Here is a 16469-nt window from a genome sequence, read left to right on the forward strand (position 1 = left end):
CCTGGCCTCTCCCCAATAAAAAGCACCAGATAGGACCACAAGGCCAATGAGGCCCAGCAATAAGATCCCCCAAATACGAAATTTCAATTTCATGGATCACTCACCGTTTATGGAGAATAGTACTCTGATCACGCGTTTTACGGGATCTCTACGATGAATTTCACATAGAATAATTAGAGTTTCATTACCAATTCTTGGGATAGCCAGTAAAAACATACACCAAAATGTATTTATATTTATACATAGACAAATAAAACATTGCACCCGACGAATACAACCGAGCCTATACTGAAGGCAACAAAAAACGCGCCAGAGAAAAGCTCTCAAGCGCGTTTGTTGTTTCGTCAACCAAAAATGGCCCGACGTTCAATTAGCCCTGACGAGCCTTGAAACGTGGATTCTTTTTGTTGATGATGTATACACGACCCTTGCGGCGAACCATGCGGTTATCACGGTGACGCTGGGCAAGTGCTTTCAGAGAATTTTTGATTTTCATTGTCCCAAGCCTCGGCCAAAATCTGCGAAACAAAAAGCGCGCCGAGGCGCGCAAATTCGACCGGAAACTACGATTCCTGCCTGCCATTGTCAACCGGGAAAACGCTTCCTGCGGAAGGAATCCTGCAAATCCTTGTCATTTCCAGAACTTGTTGATTGAATCGGCCGCTCTACCATGCGGAAAAGCCCCGATTGAGGTCGATCGGGACTGGAAAGACGAACTCGTGAGGCCAATAAACGGAATAACGCCCCTGCCCAGGCCCTGAGAATCGCCAACAGACTTGCGAAACCAGCATTGTTTACAACAAGGTCGGCTTCCGACATAATCCCGACGAAGCCGTCAAGCAAAAGACCGGCATCACAAGAAAAGACGACAGCGGGGAGAGAGACAATGCCTTTTGAACGGACTGGAGACCTCAACTGGCATCACAAGGAAGTGGTGCTGCTCGATCTCAAATGGGTCGACAAGACGATTGTGGTTTACGTCGAGATGAAGCAGTTCGGCGATCAGGAGCACCAGGGGCATGCCCCCGCCATTGTTCTGACCCGGGAAAGCAAGGCTCGCAAGGAAGACATTTTGGTGGTTTCCGGACGGGCAACCGGACAGGTAATGGTGAGCCTTGGCAAGGAGGATCGGCTGGTCGGACGGATCAACCAGTCCAATCCCCATTCGGCCGGCACGGTCAAATGGCAGATCATGTGCTGAAGCCTCCAGCGCTCTCATCAACACAAAAGAGCGCCGGCATCGACACAACCTAACAAAACCTTTGCGAGCATTTCCGTAAATCACCACTGGACAATCCGGTATCTTGCTTTAGGATCCCTGCCATCCGGAAACGTGGATTCCGGTGTCCAATCCGGTCCCGCTTCAGGGGAGACTGTTCTTTGTCTGACCAACCATTGCACACCGCCGACGCACTCGAAGGCAAGCGCCTGATAGAGGCTTTTTTTCATGGCGATCTCGATGCTTGCATGCATTTGCTGATCAATGAGGCCCAGAAGAGAAACTACAGCTTCTCGGAGGAGACAAGGCGATTGTCCCATGCCAGCCTGTTCGCCGCGATGGACGACAATCAGACCGCTGCAGACGCTTCCTGAGCGCATGGCTCCCGGAGATGACAAGCGGCGCTTTCCACCTCGTCTCGGGTAAACTTGAGAGATGACGCCCGTATTGCCCGTCATTGATCCGGCATCCCGACACGGCATCCCTTCCATATTATTCAGACAGTAAGTTATGACCTCCCCCAGAGGGGAGGTTTATTGTAGATACAAAAAACCCTGTTGCCGACAGCGACAACAGGGTCAATGCAGTTTTGAGCCAGGCTCGCCTTGAGAGGCAATCCTCAGAAGTAGACGAAGTAGGCGAAGATGGCCGACAGCACGGTCGTAAAGAGCATCAGCGGGAACGCCAGCTTCATGAAGTCCATGAAGGAGATGCGCTGCCCGGCACGCTCTGCAAAGCTTGCCACCATCACGTTGGCGCTGGCACCGATCAGCGTGCCGTTGCCGCCAAGACATGCGCCAAGCGACAAGCACCACCACAGGGGCTCGATAGCCTGAGCGCCACCCAGATCGGCTTGCATCGCCTTGATCAGCGGAATCATCGTGGCAACAAACGGAATGTTGTCAACGATGGCAGACAGCACCGCAGAGGCACCGAGAATGATCATGCCTGCCAGTTCGATGTTAGTGCCGGTCAGACCGAGCAGCTTTTCAGCCATGATCTTCAGAAGGCCGGTGTGCTCGACACCGAACACCAGAACGAACAGACCTAGGAAGAAGAAGATGGTTTCCCATTCAACCTGTTGGAAGGCATGGTGCACATTGTGAGACTGCTCTTCCGGCTTGCCACCGAAGCTGCGCAGCAGCAACAGGAAGGCAGCGCCGGTCAGGGCGATCGTGCCCGGTTCCCAGCCCTGGCCATGGCCCCAGATGAAGCCAGCAAGCACCAGAGCGAGCGTCAGCATGGATTTGGCGAGAAGTACCTTGTCTTCGATAGCTTCGAAGGCATTGTATTTCATCATCGCATCCTTGTCTTCCTGCGCCGCAGTCATCTTGCGACCCCAAAGGAGGTCGAAGAACAGAAGACAGATAATCAGGATGATCAGGGAGATCGGTCCAACCCATTCGACGAAGTCCATGAAGCCCAGACCAACAGCAGAACCGATCAGGATGTTCGGCGGGTCACCGATCAGCGTCGAGGTGCCGCCGATGTTGGACGCAAAGATCTGCGAGAACAGGAAGGGATAGGCTTTCAGATTGAGCTGGTCAGTCAAGAGAAGAGTGACAGGCACAACCAGCAACACGGTCGTCACGTTATCGAGCAATGCAGAGAAAACAGCCGTCACGGTCGCCAATGCTGCAAGCAGCATCCGCGGATTGGCCTTGACCGCCTTGGCGGTATAGATTGCAACGAACTGAAAGACCCCGGAATCCTTGGTAATGGCGACGATCACCATCATCCCCACAAGAAGGAAGATCGTATTGAAATCGATACCTTCAACGACGAGTTCGAAGTTCAAAACACCGAGCAAGACCAGAAGCCCCGCCCCCAACAGGGAGACGATGGCGCGGTTGATCTTTTCAGAAATAATGAAGAAGTAGGCAGCAATCAGAATTACCGTTGCCACAACAAGAGGCGACCATCCGAAGACCGCGCTCGTGGCTATTCCACTGGCGTGTTCCATTGATAAACTAAGGCTCTTCTCATTATCTATATGGATGTGGGCAATCTTGTGCAGTCCACATCCAATAGAAGGTTATCTACTTCGCTGAGCCTACTTTAGCGGGATGAATACTCGGCACGTTCCAGTTCAGCTATGGCGGATTGCTCCGTCACGATCCCCAGGAACCTGTTCGTATCCTTCTCCACAACGGACAGTGGACTGCCGTGTTTGGCCAGCTTGCGAATGCCCTCCCAAACCGACAGGTCGGGGCTGAGGACCATGGGATCCCGGTTCATTGCTTCGGTCACCGGCTTTTCCCGCAACGCACGCAGACGACGCGCGATATCAGGTTTGGCGCCACGCACAAAACCAAGACGTTCAAGCCCGGACGGCATCCTGACGGAAACGGGAAGCATTTGTTTCAAAAGCGACTCGTACCCGAACATTCCCAAGAAAATGTTGTTTTCATCAAGAACCGGGGCAGTACGTATTTGCCGTGTTTCGAGAACTGCCATAGCTTCCTCGACAGTCTGATCGGGTGTCAAACTAACTACTTTATCGACCATTGCGTCTATGCAGGGCACGGTAAACCTCCCTATGCTCTTTGGCGGTACGAACGACCGCAAATTTGGATGAGTATAGACTATACCCGATTTTCACGACATCCAAGGTTCATGCATGGTGTCGCCAGCGGCCAGGTTCAACTTATTCGAGCAAACCGGCAGCCACCCGATCTTCACAGCTCATGGCAACGGACCCTATTCAAGAGCGGTAAATTCCACAAGCTGTCTCTTAGGTGCAGTTCTTGTCACACTAAAGTTGTAGACAAAGAACCGCAGCAACCCTGACAATCCCATATTTCATCAGCCCGGACCGATCCATGTCAGACAGCCAGGGCAGGCGCCTTATAGACGGAGAGGCAGAAAGGTGCAATCGCGCCCCTTAAGTTTTTTTACCCACCAAAGTAATTAGTCGAAAGGTGTGGATGATCCAGATTCAAAAGGGAGGCCGCCACAGCCATGGCAAAAAAATGGCAACCATCTGAAACAAAAAGGAAAGAATCGCGAGCCGGACGCAATAGAAGTTCGAAGATGCTCCATAACGACAGAAATCGCGAAATCCACATTAGCTGTAGAGAAAGTCCCTCAAACTGCCCCAGACCTCCTTTCATCTTGCTGCCTTGCTGGGCTAACAAGAGGGAGAGACAGTAGATCTGAAGGAGTTCTTGCCATGTCAGTCGCGATTGTCATTCCTGCCCGGTACGGATCGAGCCGACTTCCCGGCAAGCCGATGTTGCCCATTCTCGGAACCAGCATGCTTGAGCGTGTCTGGCGAATCGCCAAGGCCACCAAGGGCTGCAGCCGAATCGTTATCAGCACCGAGGACGAGCGAATCATCGACCACGCCAAAAGCTTTGGTGCCGAAGCCATTCTGACCCCGGAAAGCTGCCGTAACGGCACCGAGCGTTCCTTTGCCACCATCAAGGCTGCCAACATCACTGAAGAGGCGATCATCAACTTTCAGGGCGACGCCGTTCTGACGCCGCCATGGGTCATTCAGGCCATGATCGACGAGTTTGAAAAATCGCAGGATGCTTTCGATATCGTCACCCCGGCCACCAGAATGAGCGAGGAAGCAATCCAAAACCTTGCCGAGAGCAAGAAGATCAACCCGGCCAGCGGCACCACTGTTGTCTTCGACAAAAAATACAACGCACTCTATTTTTCCAAGAATATCCTGCCCTTCGTTCGCGCCAAGGGCTTTGCCTCGACCTATCGGCACATCGGCCTTTATGGCTATCGCCGCGGGGCACTCGAGCAGTATGTCGCGCTTGAGCCCTCGCCGCTCGAACTGACCGAGGGGCTGGAGCAGCTGCGCGCCCTTGAATATGGCATGACTGTGCGCATCGTGATTGTCGATTACCAGAACCGGACTCACGCCTCCGTCGACGCCCTTGAGGATATCGGCATTGCCGAGGAAATCATCCGCCGCGAGGGAGAACTGGTGCTTTAGGAGGCCATCATGAAACTTGTGCTGATCAGGCATGGCAACACATTTGCAGCCAGCGACAAGGTCGTCTGGGTTGGCGCCCGGAGCGACCTGCCGCTGGTGCAGAAGGGCAAGGAGCAGGCCGAGGCAGTAGGTCGAGCGCTCGCCGACAGCGGCCTCAAACCATCGGCCATCTATTGCGGCCCTCTCAAGCGCACCGTGGAGACCGCCGACATCGCCATGAAGACCGCAGGCTGGACCGGCATTGAGGTCACCATCAATGACGCCTTGAGAGAAATCGACTATGGCCTCTGGGAAGCCAGATCGAATGATGACATCCGCAAGGACCATGGCGACGACGCCATCGACGGCTGGCAGAAAAGCAGCATCTGGCCGGAAGGCTTTGGCTGGAGCCCCGATCCGGCAACAATCCTTGCCAACTGGAACGCCATGATCGCCGAGATCGAAGCCGCTCACGGCCCCGACGCCACGGCCATCATCGTGACCAGCAACGGCATTCTGAGGATTGTCTCGCCGCACTATGGCATCCCAGCCAGCCAAGCCAAGGTCGGCACCGGTTGCATGTGTCTCATCGAAGAGGGCAAGGTCCGCATCTGGAACGCCAGGGACCTCAAAGGCTAGCCCCCCTGCCCCGCCACAGGAGCGCCAGCCATATCAGCACGGAGTGCCAGCCCATTGACAGAGAGGAGCAAAGTGACAAGGATCTTTGCTCTTCTTCTCTCCCAAAGTGTGGCAATAGCTCAAAATGGCCTTTCCATGCTGGACAGGCCGCCTCAAATTGTTTCATCTACTCCCGTAGCGCCTCCTGCCCGGCCCGAAATATGCAAGAACAGTTGCGACCGGAACAGGCAAAACAGGTGGCTATGCTGCGGCACCAGACGCGACCGGACGTTCATTGATGCCGACCAAATCAAAACCGGACCTGCCACACGCGAGGATAAAGGAAGCCCTCATGACATCGCCGTTGAAACTCATGGCACTTGCTGCCGCCCTATCAGTCAGTGCCAGCACCGCACTCGCTGCCGGACCATGCGCAACCGGCAAGACCCTTCACGACGGCACCTTGACCATCGCAACCGGCAACCCGGCCTATTTCCCATGGGTCATCGATGATGCACCGGAAAGCGGCAAGGGCTTTGAAGCCGCCGTCGCCTATGCCGTTGCGGGCAAGATGGGGTTTGACGCCGACCATGTCAGCTGGGTGCGCGCCTCCTTCGACGAGTCGATCCAGCCCGGCGCCAAGAATTTCGACGTCAACATGCAGCAGTTTTCGATCACGGCCGATCGCGACAAGGTCGTCGATTTCTCAGCCCCCTACTACACCTCTGCCATGGCCGTGCTGACCACCAAGCAGATTGTTGAAGGCGGAGCCAAGCCGACGCTGGATTCGCTGAGGAAGCTGAAATGGGGAGCACAGGCCTCCACCACCGCAGTGCCGATGCTCGTCGGTCTGGTCAACCCCGACAGCGACCCGATGCTCTACAATGACAATGCCGACGTCTCCGCCGCCCTTCAGGCTGGCCAGATCGACGCCGCCCTGTTCGATTTGCCGACAGCGCTGTTCCTGGCTGCTGTTACCGTCAACGACGGCGTCGTGCTGGGCCAGTTCCCGGCAGAGCGCTCGACCAACCCGGACCAGTTCGGCATGCTGATGGAAGAAGGCAACCCGCTGAAATTCTGCATTGACGAAGCCATCAACGCGCTCAAGCAGGATGGCACTCTGGCCAAACTGGAAGCCACCTGGCTTGCCGAAAGCACTGGCGTACCGGTCATCAAGTGATGTCGGATAGCAATAAGGGACCAACCCGTCGGCAGGCTCATGAGCGCAAGCTCAAACGCCGTTCGATGATCCTTGCCGCCATTTCCACCAGCGTCGTTGTCGCGGCGCTGGTGATCCTCATCCCGCTGACGCCGGGCTGGGAACGGGTCAAGCAGAGCTTCTTCAACTGGGACATCGTCGTTCGCACCTTTCCCAAGCTGCTCAATGCCTTCCTGCTGGATGTGGCGATCTTCGCCTGGTCCGTGCCGCTGATTGCCGCCCTCGGCCTTGCCATAGCCCTTGCCCGGGACGTACGCGACCCCGTTTTTTACCCGCTGCGCCTGTTCGGCATTCTCTATACCGACATTTTCCGCGGCGTGCCCGTGGTGCTGGTGGTCTATCTCATCGGCTTTGGCATCCCCGGTCTCGGCCTGCAGCGTCCGTTCAACTCCCCCTATCTATGGGGCACCGTGGCGCTTGTGCTCACCTATGCTGCCTATGTCGCCGAGATCTTCCGCTCAGGTATCGAAAGCATCCACGCCTCCCAGCGCAACGCCGCCCTGTCGCTTGGCATGTCGCCCTCGGACACCATGCGCTTTGTCATCCTGCCACAGGCAATCCGGCGCGTGGTCCCGGCGCAGATGAATATTCTCATCGCCCTGCAAAAGGACGTGGCGCTGCTGTCCTTCATTGGACCGGTGGAGATTTTCCGTCAGGCCGGGGTATTCAAGTCGCTGCTGGCCAGCTTCACCCCATATGTAGTTGCCGCCGCGATCTTCCTCGTTGTCACCATCCCGGCGACGCGGCTGGCTGACCATATGCTCGCCAAGCAAAATCGGGCCCGCTCATGAAACTGCAAGTCAAGAATGTCCATAAATCCTTTGGCCACACCAAGGTGCTCAACGGCATTTCGCTGGATGTTGCCGAAGGCGAGATGACCTGCCTCATCGGCGCATCCGGCTCTGGCAAGTCAACGCTTCTGCGCTGTATAAACCTGCTCGAACCGGTCGATGATGGGGAAATCTGGCTCGACGGTGCCGAGATTGCCGACCCGGCGCTCGATCCCCAGCCGATCCGCCAGCGCATCGGCATCGTCTTCCAGTCCTTCAACCTCTTCCCGCACATGACTGCGGAGGAGAATGTGATGCTCGCCCCGCGCCGGATTTTCAAGACATCCCGCGATGCCTTGCGCCCCACCGTTGAAGAGCTGTTCGACCGCTTCGGCCTCAAGGACCGGATGCACCACTATCCCGACCAGCTCTCCGGCGGACAACAGCAGCGCGTCGCCATCGTCCGGGCTCTGGCCATGAAGCCCGAGATCATGCTGTTTGACGAAATCACCTCGGCGCTCGACCCGGAGCTGGTCAATGAGGTGCTGCAGGTGCTCAAATCCCTCAAGCAGGACGGCATGACCATGGTGCTGGCCACCCATGAGATGGCATTTGCCCGTGATGTGGCCGACAAGGTCTGCTTTCTGGACAAGGGCAGCATTCTGGAACAGGGGACGCCCGCCGACATCTTCTCCAATCCCAGACAGGAACGCACCCGCGATTTTCTGGCCCGTGTGCTGGGACCGCGTTGAGCTGTCCACAGGTGCAGCCCTCAGCTCGCTTCGTGACACAGTTGCAGAAACTCTCGGGCAGCCGGGCTCAGCGTACGCTCGCGGTGGCTGAGAGCCATGAAATCTCTTGGCGGAAACGGAATGTCGGCAAAGGTGATCTCGCCCGTAGCCACCAGCGGCCGGGCCGCCATGCGGGAGACAGCACCCGCATAGGCGCTGCCCACCAGAGCCGACAACACCGCCTCGTTGCTGGGGAATTCCAGCGCCAGCTTCAGGCTTTCCGGCGCCACCCCAAGGCGTTTCATCGCCGACTCGAAGGTGGAACGGGTGCCGGATCCTTGTTCGCGCATGATCCAGTATGTTTTGCGAATAAGGGGCAGATAGTCGGGCGCTGTGGCGTTTGCCAAGGGATGATCAGGCGCAATGACAATGGCGATTTCATCGTCTATCAGCTTGTCGGACCGCAACAGTGGCGCATCGACGTCCCCCTCCACAAAGCCGATTTCCGCCTGCCCCTCCTCCACGGCATGCGTCACGGTCTGCGTGTTGCCCACCGTCAGATGCAGACTGATATCAGGATAGAGATCATGAAAATGCACCATCCGCGAAGGCAGCCAGTAGCTGGCGATGGTCTGGCTGGCGTGGACATGCAGCACACCCCGCTTCAACCCGCCAAGCTCGCTCAACACCAGAGCCGCTGCATTGGCCCGGGCAAGTGTTGCCCTAGCTTCTTTCAGAAACAGCTCCCCGGCCACGGTCAGCTCGATGCCGCGCCCGACCCGGTCGAACAACCTCACATTGTGAAACCCTTCCAACGCCTTGATCGACGCGCTGACCGCCGACGGCGTCAGGCCAATCGCCTCCGCAGCCCGGGTGATGTGTTGGCGCTCGGCCACGGCCACAAAGATCGTCAGTTGTTCAAGAGTCATTCAACCATCCAATTTTATTTCATAAAACATACTATATTATTCGATATTTTTGAAAGAAAAATTATGAGATGGTTGCGCCAATTTCAAGAATTCAAAAGAGACTTCAATGCGTATCTGGCAATATATTCAATCAGTTCTTCCCGGCTTCCTGCTCTGTGTACTCATCACCATCCTCGCCTATGGAGCGGAGTGGCTTGAGGTTCAGTTGACTGGCCACTGCTTTATGGATGCCCTGGTATTTTCAATCATTCTGGGCACCGCCGTCCATTCGATCCTGGGGATGAACCCGATGTTTCGCAAGGGCGTCAACTTCTCCGCAAAATATCTGCTCGAACTGGCCATCGTGCTGCTGGGCGCCTCGGTCAGCCTGACCATCATCCAGACTCTCGGCCCGCTCCTGCTACTGGTGGTAATCATCATCGTGGCGCTTGCCATCACCGCCAGCTACACCATCGGCCGGCTTTTGGGGCTGCCGGAAAAGCAGGCGATGCTGGTTGCCTGTGGCAACTCGATCTGTGGCAACTCGGCCATCGTTGCCATCGCCCCGGTGATTGACGCCGACTCCGAGGACATCGCCTCAGCCATTGCCTTTTCCGCCACTCTTGGCATCATCGTGGTGCTGGCGCTGCCCGCCTTTGCCAACAGCTTTGCCATCGACCCGCACCGCTTCGGCATCTTCGCCGGAATGACCGTCTATGCAGTCCCGCAAGTGCTGGCAGCCACGGCTCCGGTCAGTACCATCAGCGTCCATTTCGGCACGCTGGTAAAACTGATGCGCGTCTTGATGCTGGGGCCGGTCATTCTCATCCTCGGCGTTCGGGCCGGCAGAAAGGCAGAGATCGAAGCGGAGAAAAGCACCGGCAAGAGCCTCAGACTCAACCAACTGGTGCCATGGTTCATCATCGGCTTTTTCCTGATGATCGCCCTGCAGTCCCTCGGTGCCATCCCCGAAGTCGCCATGCCTCCGATCAAGAACGCCACCACCCTTCTAACCATCCTCTCGATGGCCGGGCTCGGGCTGATGGTCGACGTCAAGTCGGTCTTTGCCTCAAGTGGCCGGGTTCTGGCAACGGGCACCCTGTCCATCCTGTTCCTCGGCGCCCTCGGCGCGTCAGCCATTGCCCTGCTGTCCCTCTGAGCAATTAGAAAAAGCAAAATGACTGATGGCCTGAGAAAATCAGGCCATCAGAAAGCAATCAGGAAAGACCTCTGTCAGGCTTGGCTGCTGAGGAGCCTGCGTTCAAACTGCGTCAGGCGTTTGCCGCCATCCTCTGTCACCACTACGGTTTCGGAAAATCCGAGACCCTGCGCGGAGGCATAGAGGTGGAACACCATGCCGGTTTCAAGCGGCCAGTCCGATGTTGGCAGCAAGACCCGGGAAAAATCGCTACTCCGCGGGGTCCGGTTGTAGATCCCCAGCGTGTAGGCGGTGACATTCGGGAAGGCATCGCGCAGGCCTGATTTGAGCAAACCCTGCCGCAGGATGGCGTCGACCTGAGAGGCAACGGCACCGCTTTTCATTTCCACGATCTGCTGATCCTGAAGCGAGATCAGCATCCGGGCGGTCTCATCCATTTCCCGTGATGGCTGGCCGATGAAAATCGGGCGCATCAGGCGGGCGCAATAATGGGCGATCTTGGGGATCAGTTCCACATGCAGGATGTCACCATCCTCAAGACGGTCATTGCCAAGGCCGCCATGGAGAAATTCATGGCCGCCGCTGGAGCGGACGATAGGGCCTACCTCGCCGGTGTCGGCCCCTTCCAGAAGATAGGTGCGGGCAGCAATGGCGGCAGCATCGCGCGGAGACATGCCAGCCCGGATGTCATGCACAATCGCTCCCATGGCCTTGTCGGCGATGGCGGCAGCTGCGCGCAACTGCTCCACCTCTCGCCCGGACTTGATCCAGCGGAGGGCATCGGAGGCATCGGGCAGGTCAACGAACACCGCCTGCGGCAACAGCTCCATCAGGCGGCGATAGCTACGGACAGTGAAGCTGTAGGAGTTGAAATCGACGCCAATGCGCGCCTTCTCCATCCCCAGAAGCTGCAGGACACCGGCGATTGCCAACTGTGGCTCTTCATGGTCCTCGAAGGTCACGATCCTTGCCACCAGATTGTTGCGGCGGCAGGGATCCTCATCAAGCTTTCTGAGCACATACACAGGCTCGCCGTCTTTGGGCAGCAGAACAACCCGGTACATCGTCTCGGACGGCGCATAGCCCGTCAGCCAAGTCATCAGTTCGGCGCAGTCAGCCAACAAGATGTCCACGCCATGAGCATTCATCAGCGCCCGGGCCTTGCCCAGACGCCAGTCATATTCCTCACGCGGGAAAGCCATCTCAGGCAACCTCGCAGATATCGAGAATGGTCAGCATGTATATGCGGATCATGTCGAGGAAGTCGGCAATGTCCACCCGCTCGTCCGGCATGGTGTTGTAGCGACCGCCCGGACCACAGACGATGCCTTCCATGCCCAGTTCATGGTAGAGGTGGCCAGCATCGCTGCCGTAAAAGCCGGTCGGCGTGATCGCGCCGGTCGGCTGCGGTTCGCCGCGCACGGTCTCATAGGCCTTGTTGATCGACTTGACGATCCGGGATTCCTTGGACACTTCGAAGGCAGGCATGGTCAGGCGACCCTCGGCGCTTTCGGGCAGGATGACTGCCTTGAGGCCAGGGAAGCGGCTTTCCAGCCCGTCCAACTCGGCCCGAAGGTCGGCAAGAACACCCTCGCGGGTCTGGCCGGGAGCATAGCGCGCGGTGCCCTTGAGACGGGCGAAGTCGGCCACCTGCGGCGGACGCCATTCGACGAGATCCTTGCCCAGCGCCCCATGCACGACGCCGATGTGGCCCCGGTTGATTCCCCTGTGCTCCTCGCTGAGAGCCCCCGAGAAGGTCATGGCATTGATCCGCGGAATGATGTCACAGGCAGCTGCGATGGCATCAACGGCTTCCTCTCGCTTGGACAGATGGCGGGTGTTGCCCGTAAGCTCGATGGTGAAGGTCAGCGCTTCGGCATGCATTGTCACGGCCTGCAGGTCGCTCGGCTCGCTGTTGACGAAATAGTCCGCCTTGTAGCCGGCCCGGATGGCTGCCACGGTGCCCGGACCGCCCTGCAATTCGCCGACCACAAAGGTCAGGATCACATCGCCCTTGAGTTTGACTCCAGCATCGATCAGGGTTTTGACCGCGCAGAAATAGGCCGCGTCGCCCGACTTCATGTTGGAGACACCAATGCCATAGATGAACTTGTCATCGATCAGGCCGCCCCATGGATCAACGGTCCAGCCTTCCGTGACGGGATTGGTATCAAGATGGCCATTGAACAACAGGCTCTTGCCGCCGCCCTCGCCCTTCCATGTGCCGATCGCATTGTAGCGCCGGCCTTCATCGAATGGCTGAAGATCGCTGGTGAGGCCCAGCTTTTCGAGCTCTTCGGCCATATAGCGGGCCAGCGCAACCTCGCCCTCGGTTTCCGAGTAGCTCTTGTGACGAACCATGCTTGCCAGAAAATCTAGGCAGGCCTTCTCGTCGACTTTTCCGATCAGTTCCCTGGGATCCATTTCATGTCCTTCTATGATCTCGCTTCACCTTGGTGAGATCCGTTGCTCCCTCAAGGAGCGCTGCGGGCAACCGGCACGGGGACAGCCTCCAGAAGCTGCCGGGTATAGGCGGCTCTCTGAGGGGCGGTGATGTCCCGGGTGGGGGCAATTTCGATAAGGTCGCCGCGATACATGACGGCGATCCGGTGAGCAATCTGACGCACGAGGTTGAGGTCGTGGGTGATGAACAGATAGGCGGTGCCGAACTCCTCGCGCAGCTCCATCAGCAGCTCGATCACCGAAGCCTGCACCGAAACATCAAGCGCCGAGGTGATCTCGTCGCAGATGACCAGCTTGGGCTGAGAGGCAAAGGCACGGGCAATCGCCACGCGCTGCTTCTCGCCGCCCGACAACTGGTGCGGATAGCGGGCCGCATAGGAGGCGGGCAGCTTGACCTGTTCGAGAAGACGGGAAATCTCGTCCCGCATCGCCTTGCCGGAATATTCCGTATAGAGCCGATAGGGGCGCGAGAGGATGTCGCCGATGGTCTTGCGCGGGTTGAGCGAGGCGTCCGGGTGCTGGAAGATGATCTGCACATCCCGGCGATAGGAATCACTCATGTCGGCAATGCTATGGATCGGGCGCCCTTCGAAGCGGATCTCGCCCTCGAATTTGTTGAGCCCCGTCATGGCCTTGGCCAGCGTTGACTTGCCCGAGCCGCTTTCCCCGACGATCCCGAGAATCTCTCCCGGCTGGATGGCCAGATTGACGGCCCGGTTGCCGGTCACATGATTGCCAGCCTTTTTGGAGAAGCGCCCGAAAAACGGTTTGCGGCCATAGATGACGCTGACATTCTCGACCTCGGCCAAGGGCTTGGCCGCATAGTCCGGCTCACTGCCCGCAAGGCGGACGGAAGGATCAGGCACGGCGGCAATGAGTTTTTTGGTGTAGGGATCCTGAGGCCGGGTGAAGATTTCACCCACCTTGCCCTGCTCGACAATCTCGCCCCGGTTGATCACCGACACCCTGTGGGCGGTGCTGGCCACCAGCGCCAGATCATGGGAGATATAGAGAGAGGCAACGCCCGTTTCCTGCTGCAGCGACTGGAACAGCTCGAGGATCTGCCGCGAGGTGATGACATCCAGCGCCGTGGTCGGCTCGTCAAAGATGATCAATTCCGGATTGCAGGCAAAGGCGGTGGCGATCACCACACGCTGCTTCTCGCCCCCCGAAGCTTCATGCGGGTAGCGATGCATCATCTGCGCCGGGGTCTTCAGGCCCACATGGGCAAGCCGCGCTTCCGCTTCGGCCCAAGCCTGCTTCTTGCTCAGCCCCTGATGGCGGATCAGCACTTCGCTGATCTGGCGGCCAAGCGACAGGGTCGGATTGAGCGAGGTTGCCGGATCCTGAAAGACCATCGAAATGCGCTTGCCACGAATGGCCTCGATCTCGCTGTTCGAACGCGCCATCAGATCCGAGCCATCAAAGCGGATGGTACCGGAAACCTCATGGGCGTTGCCCGGCAGATAGCGCATGATCGACCAGGCAAGCGACGACTTGCCCGAGCCGCTTTCGCCCACGAGCCCGACAATCTCGCCCGCGCCGATGCTCAGGCTGATATTCTTGAGCGCATGAAACGGGCCTTTGGCGGTCAGATAGTCGAGGCTGTAGCCTTCGACCGAGAGCACCGGAGCTGCTGTATCACTGGTCATTCCGGTCTCCTCACGTTTTCGGGTTGAGCACATCGCGCAGACCATCGCCGAGCAGGTTGAACCCGATGGCGACCAATGCGATGGCAAGGCTTGGCCAGACCAGAATCCAGCTGGAGATATGCATGTAGCGGCGCGCCTCGGAGACCATCAGCCCCCATTCTTCAGACGGCGGCTGCGCCCCAAGACCAAGGAAGCTGAGCGTTGCGAACAGCATGATGGCGAAGGACACGCGAATGGTCATTTCAACGATGATCGGTGCCACGGTGTTGGGCAGCATTTCCGACAGGACGATGAAATTCGGCTTCTCTCCGCGCGCAATGGCGGCGCTGACGAAATCCTGCTTGCGAGCCGACAGGGCAACCGCACGGCTGATGCGGGCCATGCCGGGGGCAAAGGCGATGGACACGGCCAGAAGCGCATTGATGTCGGAAGACCCGAGCAGGTTGACGATGATCAGCGCAAACAGCAGGCTCGGGATCGACATCACTGCGTCGACGGTACGCATGATGACCTCATCGGCCCGGCCACCAAGAAAGGCCGACGTGACCCCAACCAGAGCACCGACAACAGTGCCGATCAGGGTGGCCACCACTGCCATGATGACGGTGGAGCGGGCGCCAATCATCAACCGTGAGAAAATGTCCCGGCCATATTGATCGGTTCCCAGCAGAAAGTCGGCGCTGGGGCCCTTGAAGCGCGCCAGAATGGACATGGCTTCGGGATCATGCGGGGCCAGATAGGGCCCGAAGGCCACGGCAACCAGCACCAGCAAGACGATGATGGTGCCGATCGCACCTTGCGGGGATCGCATCAGACGTTTGATAAAATCAGTCATACTGGATCCTCTTGTCGAGCAGGGAATAGAGGATGTCGGCGATGAAATTGACCACACAATAGGTCGCCGCCATGATCAGCACACCCGCCTGAATCGACGGCAGGTCGCGAGCCTGAATGGCGATGATCAACTGGCGGCCAATGCCGGGAATGGCAAAGATCTCTTCCACCACGATCACACCGCCGAGCAGATAGCCCACATCAAGTGCCACGATGGTGATCGTGGGCAGCAGCGCGTTGCGCAAGGCATGCCCCCAGAGAACCTGCCGTGAAGAAAGACCCTTGAGACGCGCCGCACGGATATAGTCCGTATGCAGCACATCCACCATTTCCGATCGCACCATGCGCGAGACATGGGCCACCAGAATGATGGAAATGACGGCAGCAGGCATGATCAGATGGGCGACCCCGTCCCAGAAATTCTCGGTGAGCGGCACATAGCCCGTCGGCGGCAGCAGTTTCCAGCGATCGGCAAGGAACAGCAGCGCCAGCGTGGCCGTAACGAACTCTGGCAGAGACACGCCAACATAGGAAATGAGGCTGACAGCCATGTCAACAATCTTGCCACGACGCACCGCAGCGAGAATGCCCAGCGGCACGGCGATAAACAGCATCAGACAGATGGAAAAGAGAGCGAGAAGCAGCGAGCGGCTGAGAGCCTCGACCATGACGGGTCCGACTGACAGCCCGGTGCGCAGCGAGGTTCCGAAATCACCCTGAAAGACACCGGCGATCCAGTGCAGATACTGCGTCCAGACCGGATTGTTCAGCCCCATCTGCTCCCGAAGCGCGGCAAGCGCTTCCTCGGTCGCGTTCTCGCCCAGCATCATCACCGCCGCATCGGCAGGCAGAATCTGGGTCATGGCGAAAACGATCAGCGACACGATCAGGAGCGTATAGAAAATCAGGGCCACCCGCTTTGTGAGATAGCTGGCAGACAAATTACTATTCCTGTTGTTTGT

General features: G+C 57.8%; 17 protein-coding genes. 8 read left to right on the forward strand and 9 right to left on the reverse strand.

Annotation, left to right across the window (positions count from 1 at the left end; all coding sequences use genetic code 11):
• Positions 1-370 precede the first annotated feature (370 nt).
• Positions 371-496, reverse strand: coding sequence for a type B 50S ribosomal protein L36 (ykgO, locus tag DSL70_RS12115; RefSeq protein ID WP_119308181.1), 126 nt, complete (start codon positions 494-496; stop codon positions 371-373).
• 390 nt (positions 497-886) lie between these two features.
• On the opposite strand from ykgO, the gene DSL70_RS12120 reads away from it, so the two are divergent.
• Complete coding sequence (locus tag DSL70_RS12120; protein ID WP_119308182.1) at positions 887-1201, forward strand: hypothetical protein; 315 nt, start codon at positions 887-889, stop codon at positions 1199-1201.
• A 179-nt stretch (positions 1202-1380) separates the two neighbouring features.
• Positions 1381-1593 carry a hypothetical protein gene (locus tag DSL70_RS12125; RefSeq protein WP_162916640.1) on the forward strand — a complete coding sequence of 71 codons (213 nt, stop codon included), beginning with the start codon at positions 1381-1383 and terminating at the stop codon, positions 1591-1593.
• Positions 1594-1838: 245 nt separating this feature from the next.
• Here the strand turns inward: DSL70_RS12125 and DSL70_RS12130 are convergent, their stop codons facing one another.
• Together DSL70_RS12130 and DSL70_RS12135 are read right to left on the reverse strand one after the other, a co-directional pair.
• On the reverse strand, positions 1839-3182 hold the full coding sequence (locus DSL70_RS12130) for an ArsB/NhaD family transporter (RefSeq protein ID WP_119308184.1): 1344 nt from the start codon (positions 3180-3182) through the stop codon (positions 1839-1841).
• Between the two features lie 95 nt (positions 3183-3277).
• The gene (locus DSL70_RS12135; protein ID WP_162916642.1) at positions 3278-3727 is read right to left on the reverse strand and encodes a CBS domain-containing protein; all 450 of its coding nucleotides are present in this window, start codon (positions 3725-3727) and stop codon (positions 3278-3280) included.
• A 664-nt stretch (positions 3728-4391) separates the two neighbouring features.
• On the opposite strand from DSL70_RS12135, the gene kdsB reads away from it, so the two are divergent.
• The 5 genes from kdsB (at position 4392) to DSL70_RS12160 (ending at position 8512) form a co-directional block, all read left to right on the forward strand.
• A complete protein-coding gene (gene kdsB / locus DSL70_RS12140) occupies positions 4392-5174 on the forward strand; it encodes a 3-deoxy-manno-octulosonate cytidylyltransferase (RefSeq protein WP_119308186.1) in 783 nt (260 codons plus the stop codon).
• Between the two features lie 9 nt (positions 5175-5183).
• Positions 5184-5792 (forward strand): histidine phosphatase family protein, encoded by a 609-nt coding sequence (locus DSL70_RS12145; RefSeq protein ID WP_119308187.1) that lies wholly within the window; start codon positions 5184-5186, stop codon positions 5790-5792.
• A gap of 331 nt (positions 5793-6123) precedes the next feature.
• Complete coding sequence (locus tag DSL70_RS12150) at positions 6124-6951, forward strand: ABC transporter substrate-binding protein (protein ID WP_119308188.1); 828 nt, start codon at positions 6124-6126, stop codon at positions 6949-6951.
• The gene (locus tag DSL70_RS12155; RefSeq protein WP_119308189.1) at positions 6951-7781 is read left to right on the forward strand and encodes an amino acid ABC transporter permease; all 831 of its coding nucleotides are present in this window, start codon (positions 6951-6953) and stop codon (positions 7779-7781) included. The genes DSL70_RS12150 and DSL70_RS12155 overlap by 1 nt, the downstream gene beginning before the upstream one ends.
• On the forward strand, positions 7778-8512 hold the full coding sequence (locus tag DSL70_RS12160) for an amino acid ABC transporter ATP-binding protein (protein ID WP_119308190.1): 735 nt from the start codon (positions 7778-7780) through the stop codon (positions 8510-8512). The genes DSL70_RS12155 and DSL70_RS12160 overlap by 4 nt, the downstream gene beginning before the upstream one ends.
• Positions 8513-8532: 20 nt before the next feature.
• Here the strand turns inward: DSL70_RS12160 and DSL70_RS12165 are convergent, their stop codons facing one another.
• Positions 8533-9420 (reverse strand): LysR family transcriptional regulator, encoded by an 888-nt coding sequence (locus tag DSL70_RS12165; RefSeq protein WP_119308191.1) that lies wholly within the window; start codon positions 9418-9420, stop codon positions 8533-8535.
• Positions 9421-9526: 106 nt separating this feature from the next.
• On the opposite strand from DSL70_RS12165, the gene DSL70_RS12170 reads away from it, so the two are divergent.
• The gene (locus DSL70_RS12170) at positions 9527-10558 is read left to right on the forward strand and encodes a YeiH family protein (protein ID WP_119308192.1); all 1032 of its coding nucleotides are present in this window, start codon (positions 9527-9529) and stop codon (positions 10556-10558) included.
• Between the two features lie 74 nt (positions 10559-10632).
• Here the strand turns inward: DSL70_RS12170 and DSL70_RS12175 are convergent, their stop codons facing one another.
• From DSL70_RS12175 to DSL70_RS12195, 5 genes are read right to left on the reverse strand one after another with little or no spacing between them, the layout of a single operon-like run.
• Entirely contained in the window at positions 10633-11760 is a 1128-nt protein-coding gene (locus tag DSL70_RS12175; protein ID WP_119308193.1) for a M24 family metallopeptidase, read from the reverse strand.
• Between the two features lies 1 nt (position 11761).
• The gene (locus tag DSL70_RS12180; protein ID WP_119308194.1) at positions 11762-12982 is read right to left on the reverse strand and encodes a M20 family metallopeptidase; all 1221 of its coding nucleotides are present in this window, start codon (positions 12980-12982) and stop codon (positions 11762-11764) included.
• A 50-nt stretch (positions 12983-13032) separates the two neighbouring features.
• On the reverse strand, positions 13033-14673 hold the full coding sequence (locus DSL70_RS12185) for a dipeptide ABC transporter ATP-binding protein (RefSeq protein ID WP_119308195.1): 1641 nt from the start codon (positions 14671-14673) through the stop codon (positions 13033-13035).
• Between the two features lie 10 nt (positions 14674-14683).
• Positions 14684-15508: an ABC transporter permease gene (locus DSL70_RS12190; protein WP_119308196.1), complete on the reverse strand. Its 825-nt coding sequence runs from the start codon at positions 15506-15508 to the stop codon at positions 14684-14686.
• Positions 15501-16448 (reverse strand): ABC transporter permease, encoded by a 948-nt coding sequence (locus DSL70_RS12195; protein ID WP_119308197.1) that lies wholly within the window; start codon positions 16446-16448, stop codon positions 15501-15503. The genes DSL70_RS12190 and DSL70_RS12195 overlap by 8 nt, the downstream gene beginning before the upstream one ends.
• Positions 16449-16469: the final 21 nt, after the last annotated feature.

Origin of the sequence: Cohaesibacter haloalkalitolerans, from assembly GCF_003574655.1 — a bacterium.
In the GTDB taxonomy this organism is placed as follows: Bacteria; Pseudomonadota; Alphaproteobacteria; order Rhizobiales; family Cohaesibacteraceae; genus Cohaesibacter; species Cohaesibacter haloalkalitolerans.

Coding starts and splice junctions, on each gene's coding strand:
- kdsB (WP_119308186.1), top strand. CDS start 4,392: ATGTCAGTCGCGATTGTCATTCCTGCCCGGTACGGATCGAGCCGACTT.
- DSL70_RS12160 (WP_119308190.1), top strand. CDS start 7,778: ATGAAACTGCAAGTCAAGAATGTCCATAAATCCTTTGGCCACACCAAG.
- DSL70_RS12170 (WP_119308192.1), top strand. CDS start 9,527: ATGCGTATCTGGCAATATATTCAATCAGTTCTTCCCGGCTTCCTGCTC.
- DSL70_RS12135 (WP_162916642.1), bottom strand. CDS start 3,727: ATGGTCGATAAAGTAGTTAGTTTGACACCCGATCAGACTGTCGAGGAA.
- DSL70_RS12165 (WP_119308191.1), bottom strand. CDS start 9,420: ATGACTCTTGAACAACTGACGATCTTTGTGGCCGTGGCCGAGCGCCAA.
- DSL70_RS12185 (WP_119308195.1), bottom strand. CDS start 14,673: ATGACCAGTGATACAGCAGCTCCGGTGCTCTCGGTCGAAGGCTACAGC.
- DSL70_RS12175 (WP_119308193.1), bottom strand. CDS start 11,760: ATGGCTTTCCCGCGTGAGGAATATGACTGGCGTCTGGGCAAGGCCCGG.
- ykgO (WP_119308181.1), bottom strand. CDS start 496: ATGAAAATCAAAAATTCTCTGAAAGCACTTGCCCAGCGTCACCGTGAT.
- DSL70_RS12120 (WP_119308182.1), top strand. CDS start 887: ATGCCTTTTGAACGGACTGGAGACCTCAACTGGCATCACAAGGAAGTG.
- DSL70_RS12180 (WP_119308194.1), bottom strand. CDS start 12,982: ATGGATCCCAGGGAACTGATCGGAAAAGTCGACGAGAAGGCCTGCCTA.
- DSL70_RS12145 (WP_119308187.1), top strand. CDS start 5,184: ATGAAACTTGTGCTGATCAGGCATGGCAACACATTTGCAGCCAGCGAC.
- DSL70_RS12130 (WP_119308184.1), bottom strand. CDS start 3,182: ATGGAACACGCCAGTGGAATAGCCACGAGCGCGGTCTTCGGATGGTCG.
- DSL70_RS12150 (WP_119308188.1), top strand. CDS start 6,124: ATGACATCGCCGTTGAAACTCATGGCACTTGCTGCCGCCCTATCAGTC.
- DSL70_RS12190 (WP_119308196.1), bottom strand. CDS start 15,508: ATGACTGATTTTATCAAACGTCTGATGCGATCCCCGCAAGGTGCGATC.
- DSL70_RS12155 (WP_119308189.1), top strand. CDS start 6,951: ATGTCGGATAGCAATAAGGGACCAACCCGTCGGCAGGCTCATGAGCGC.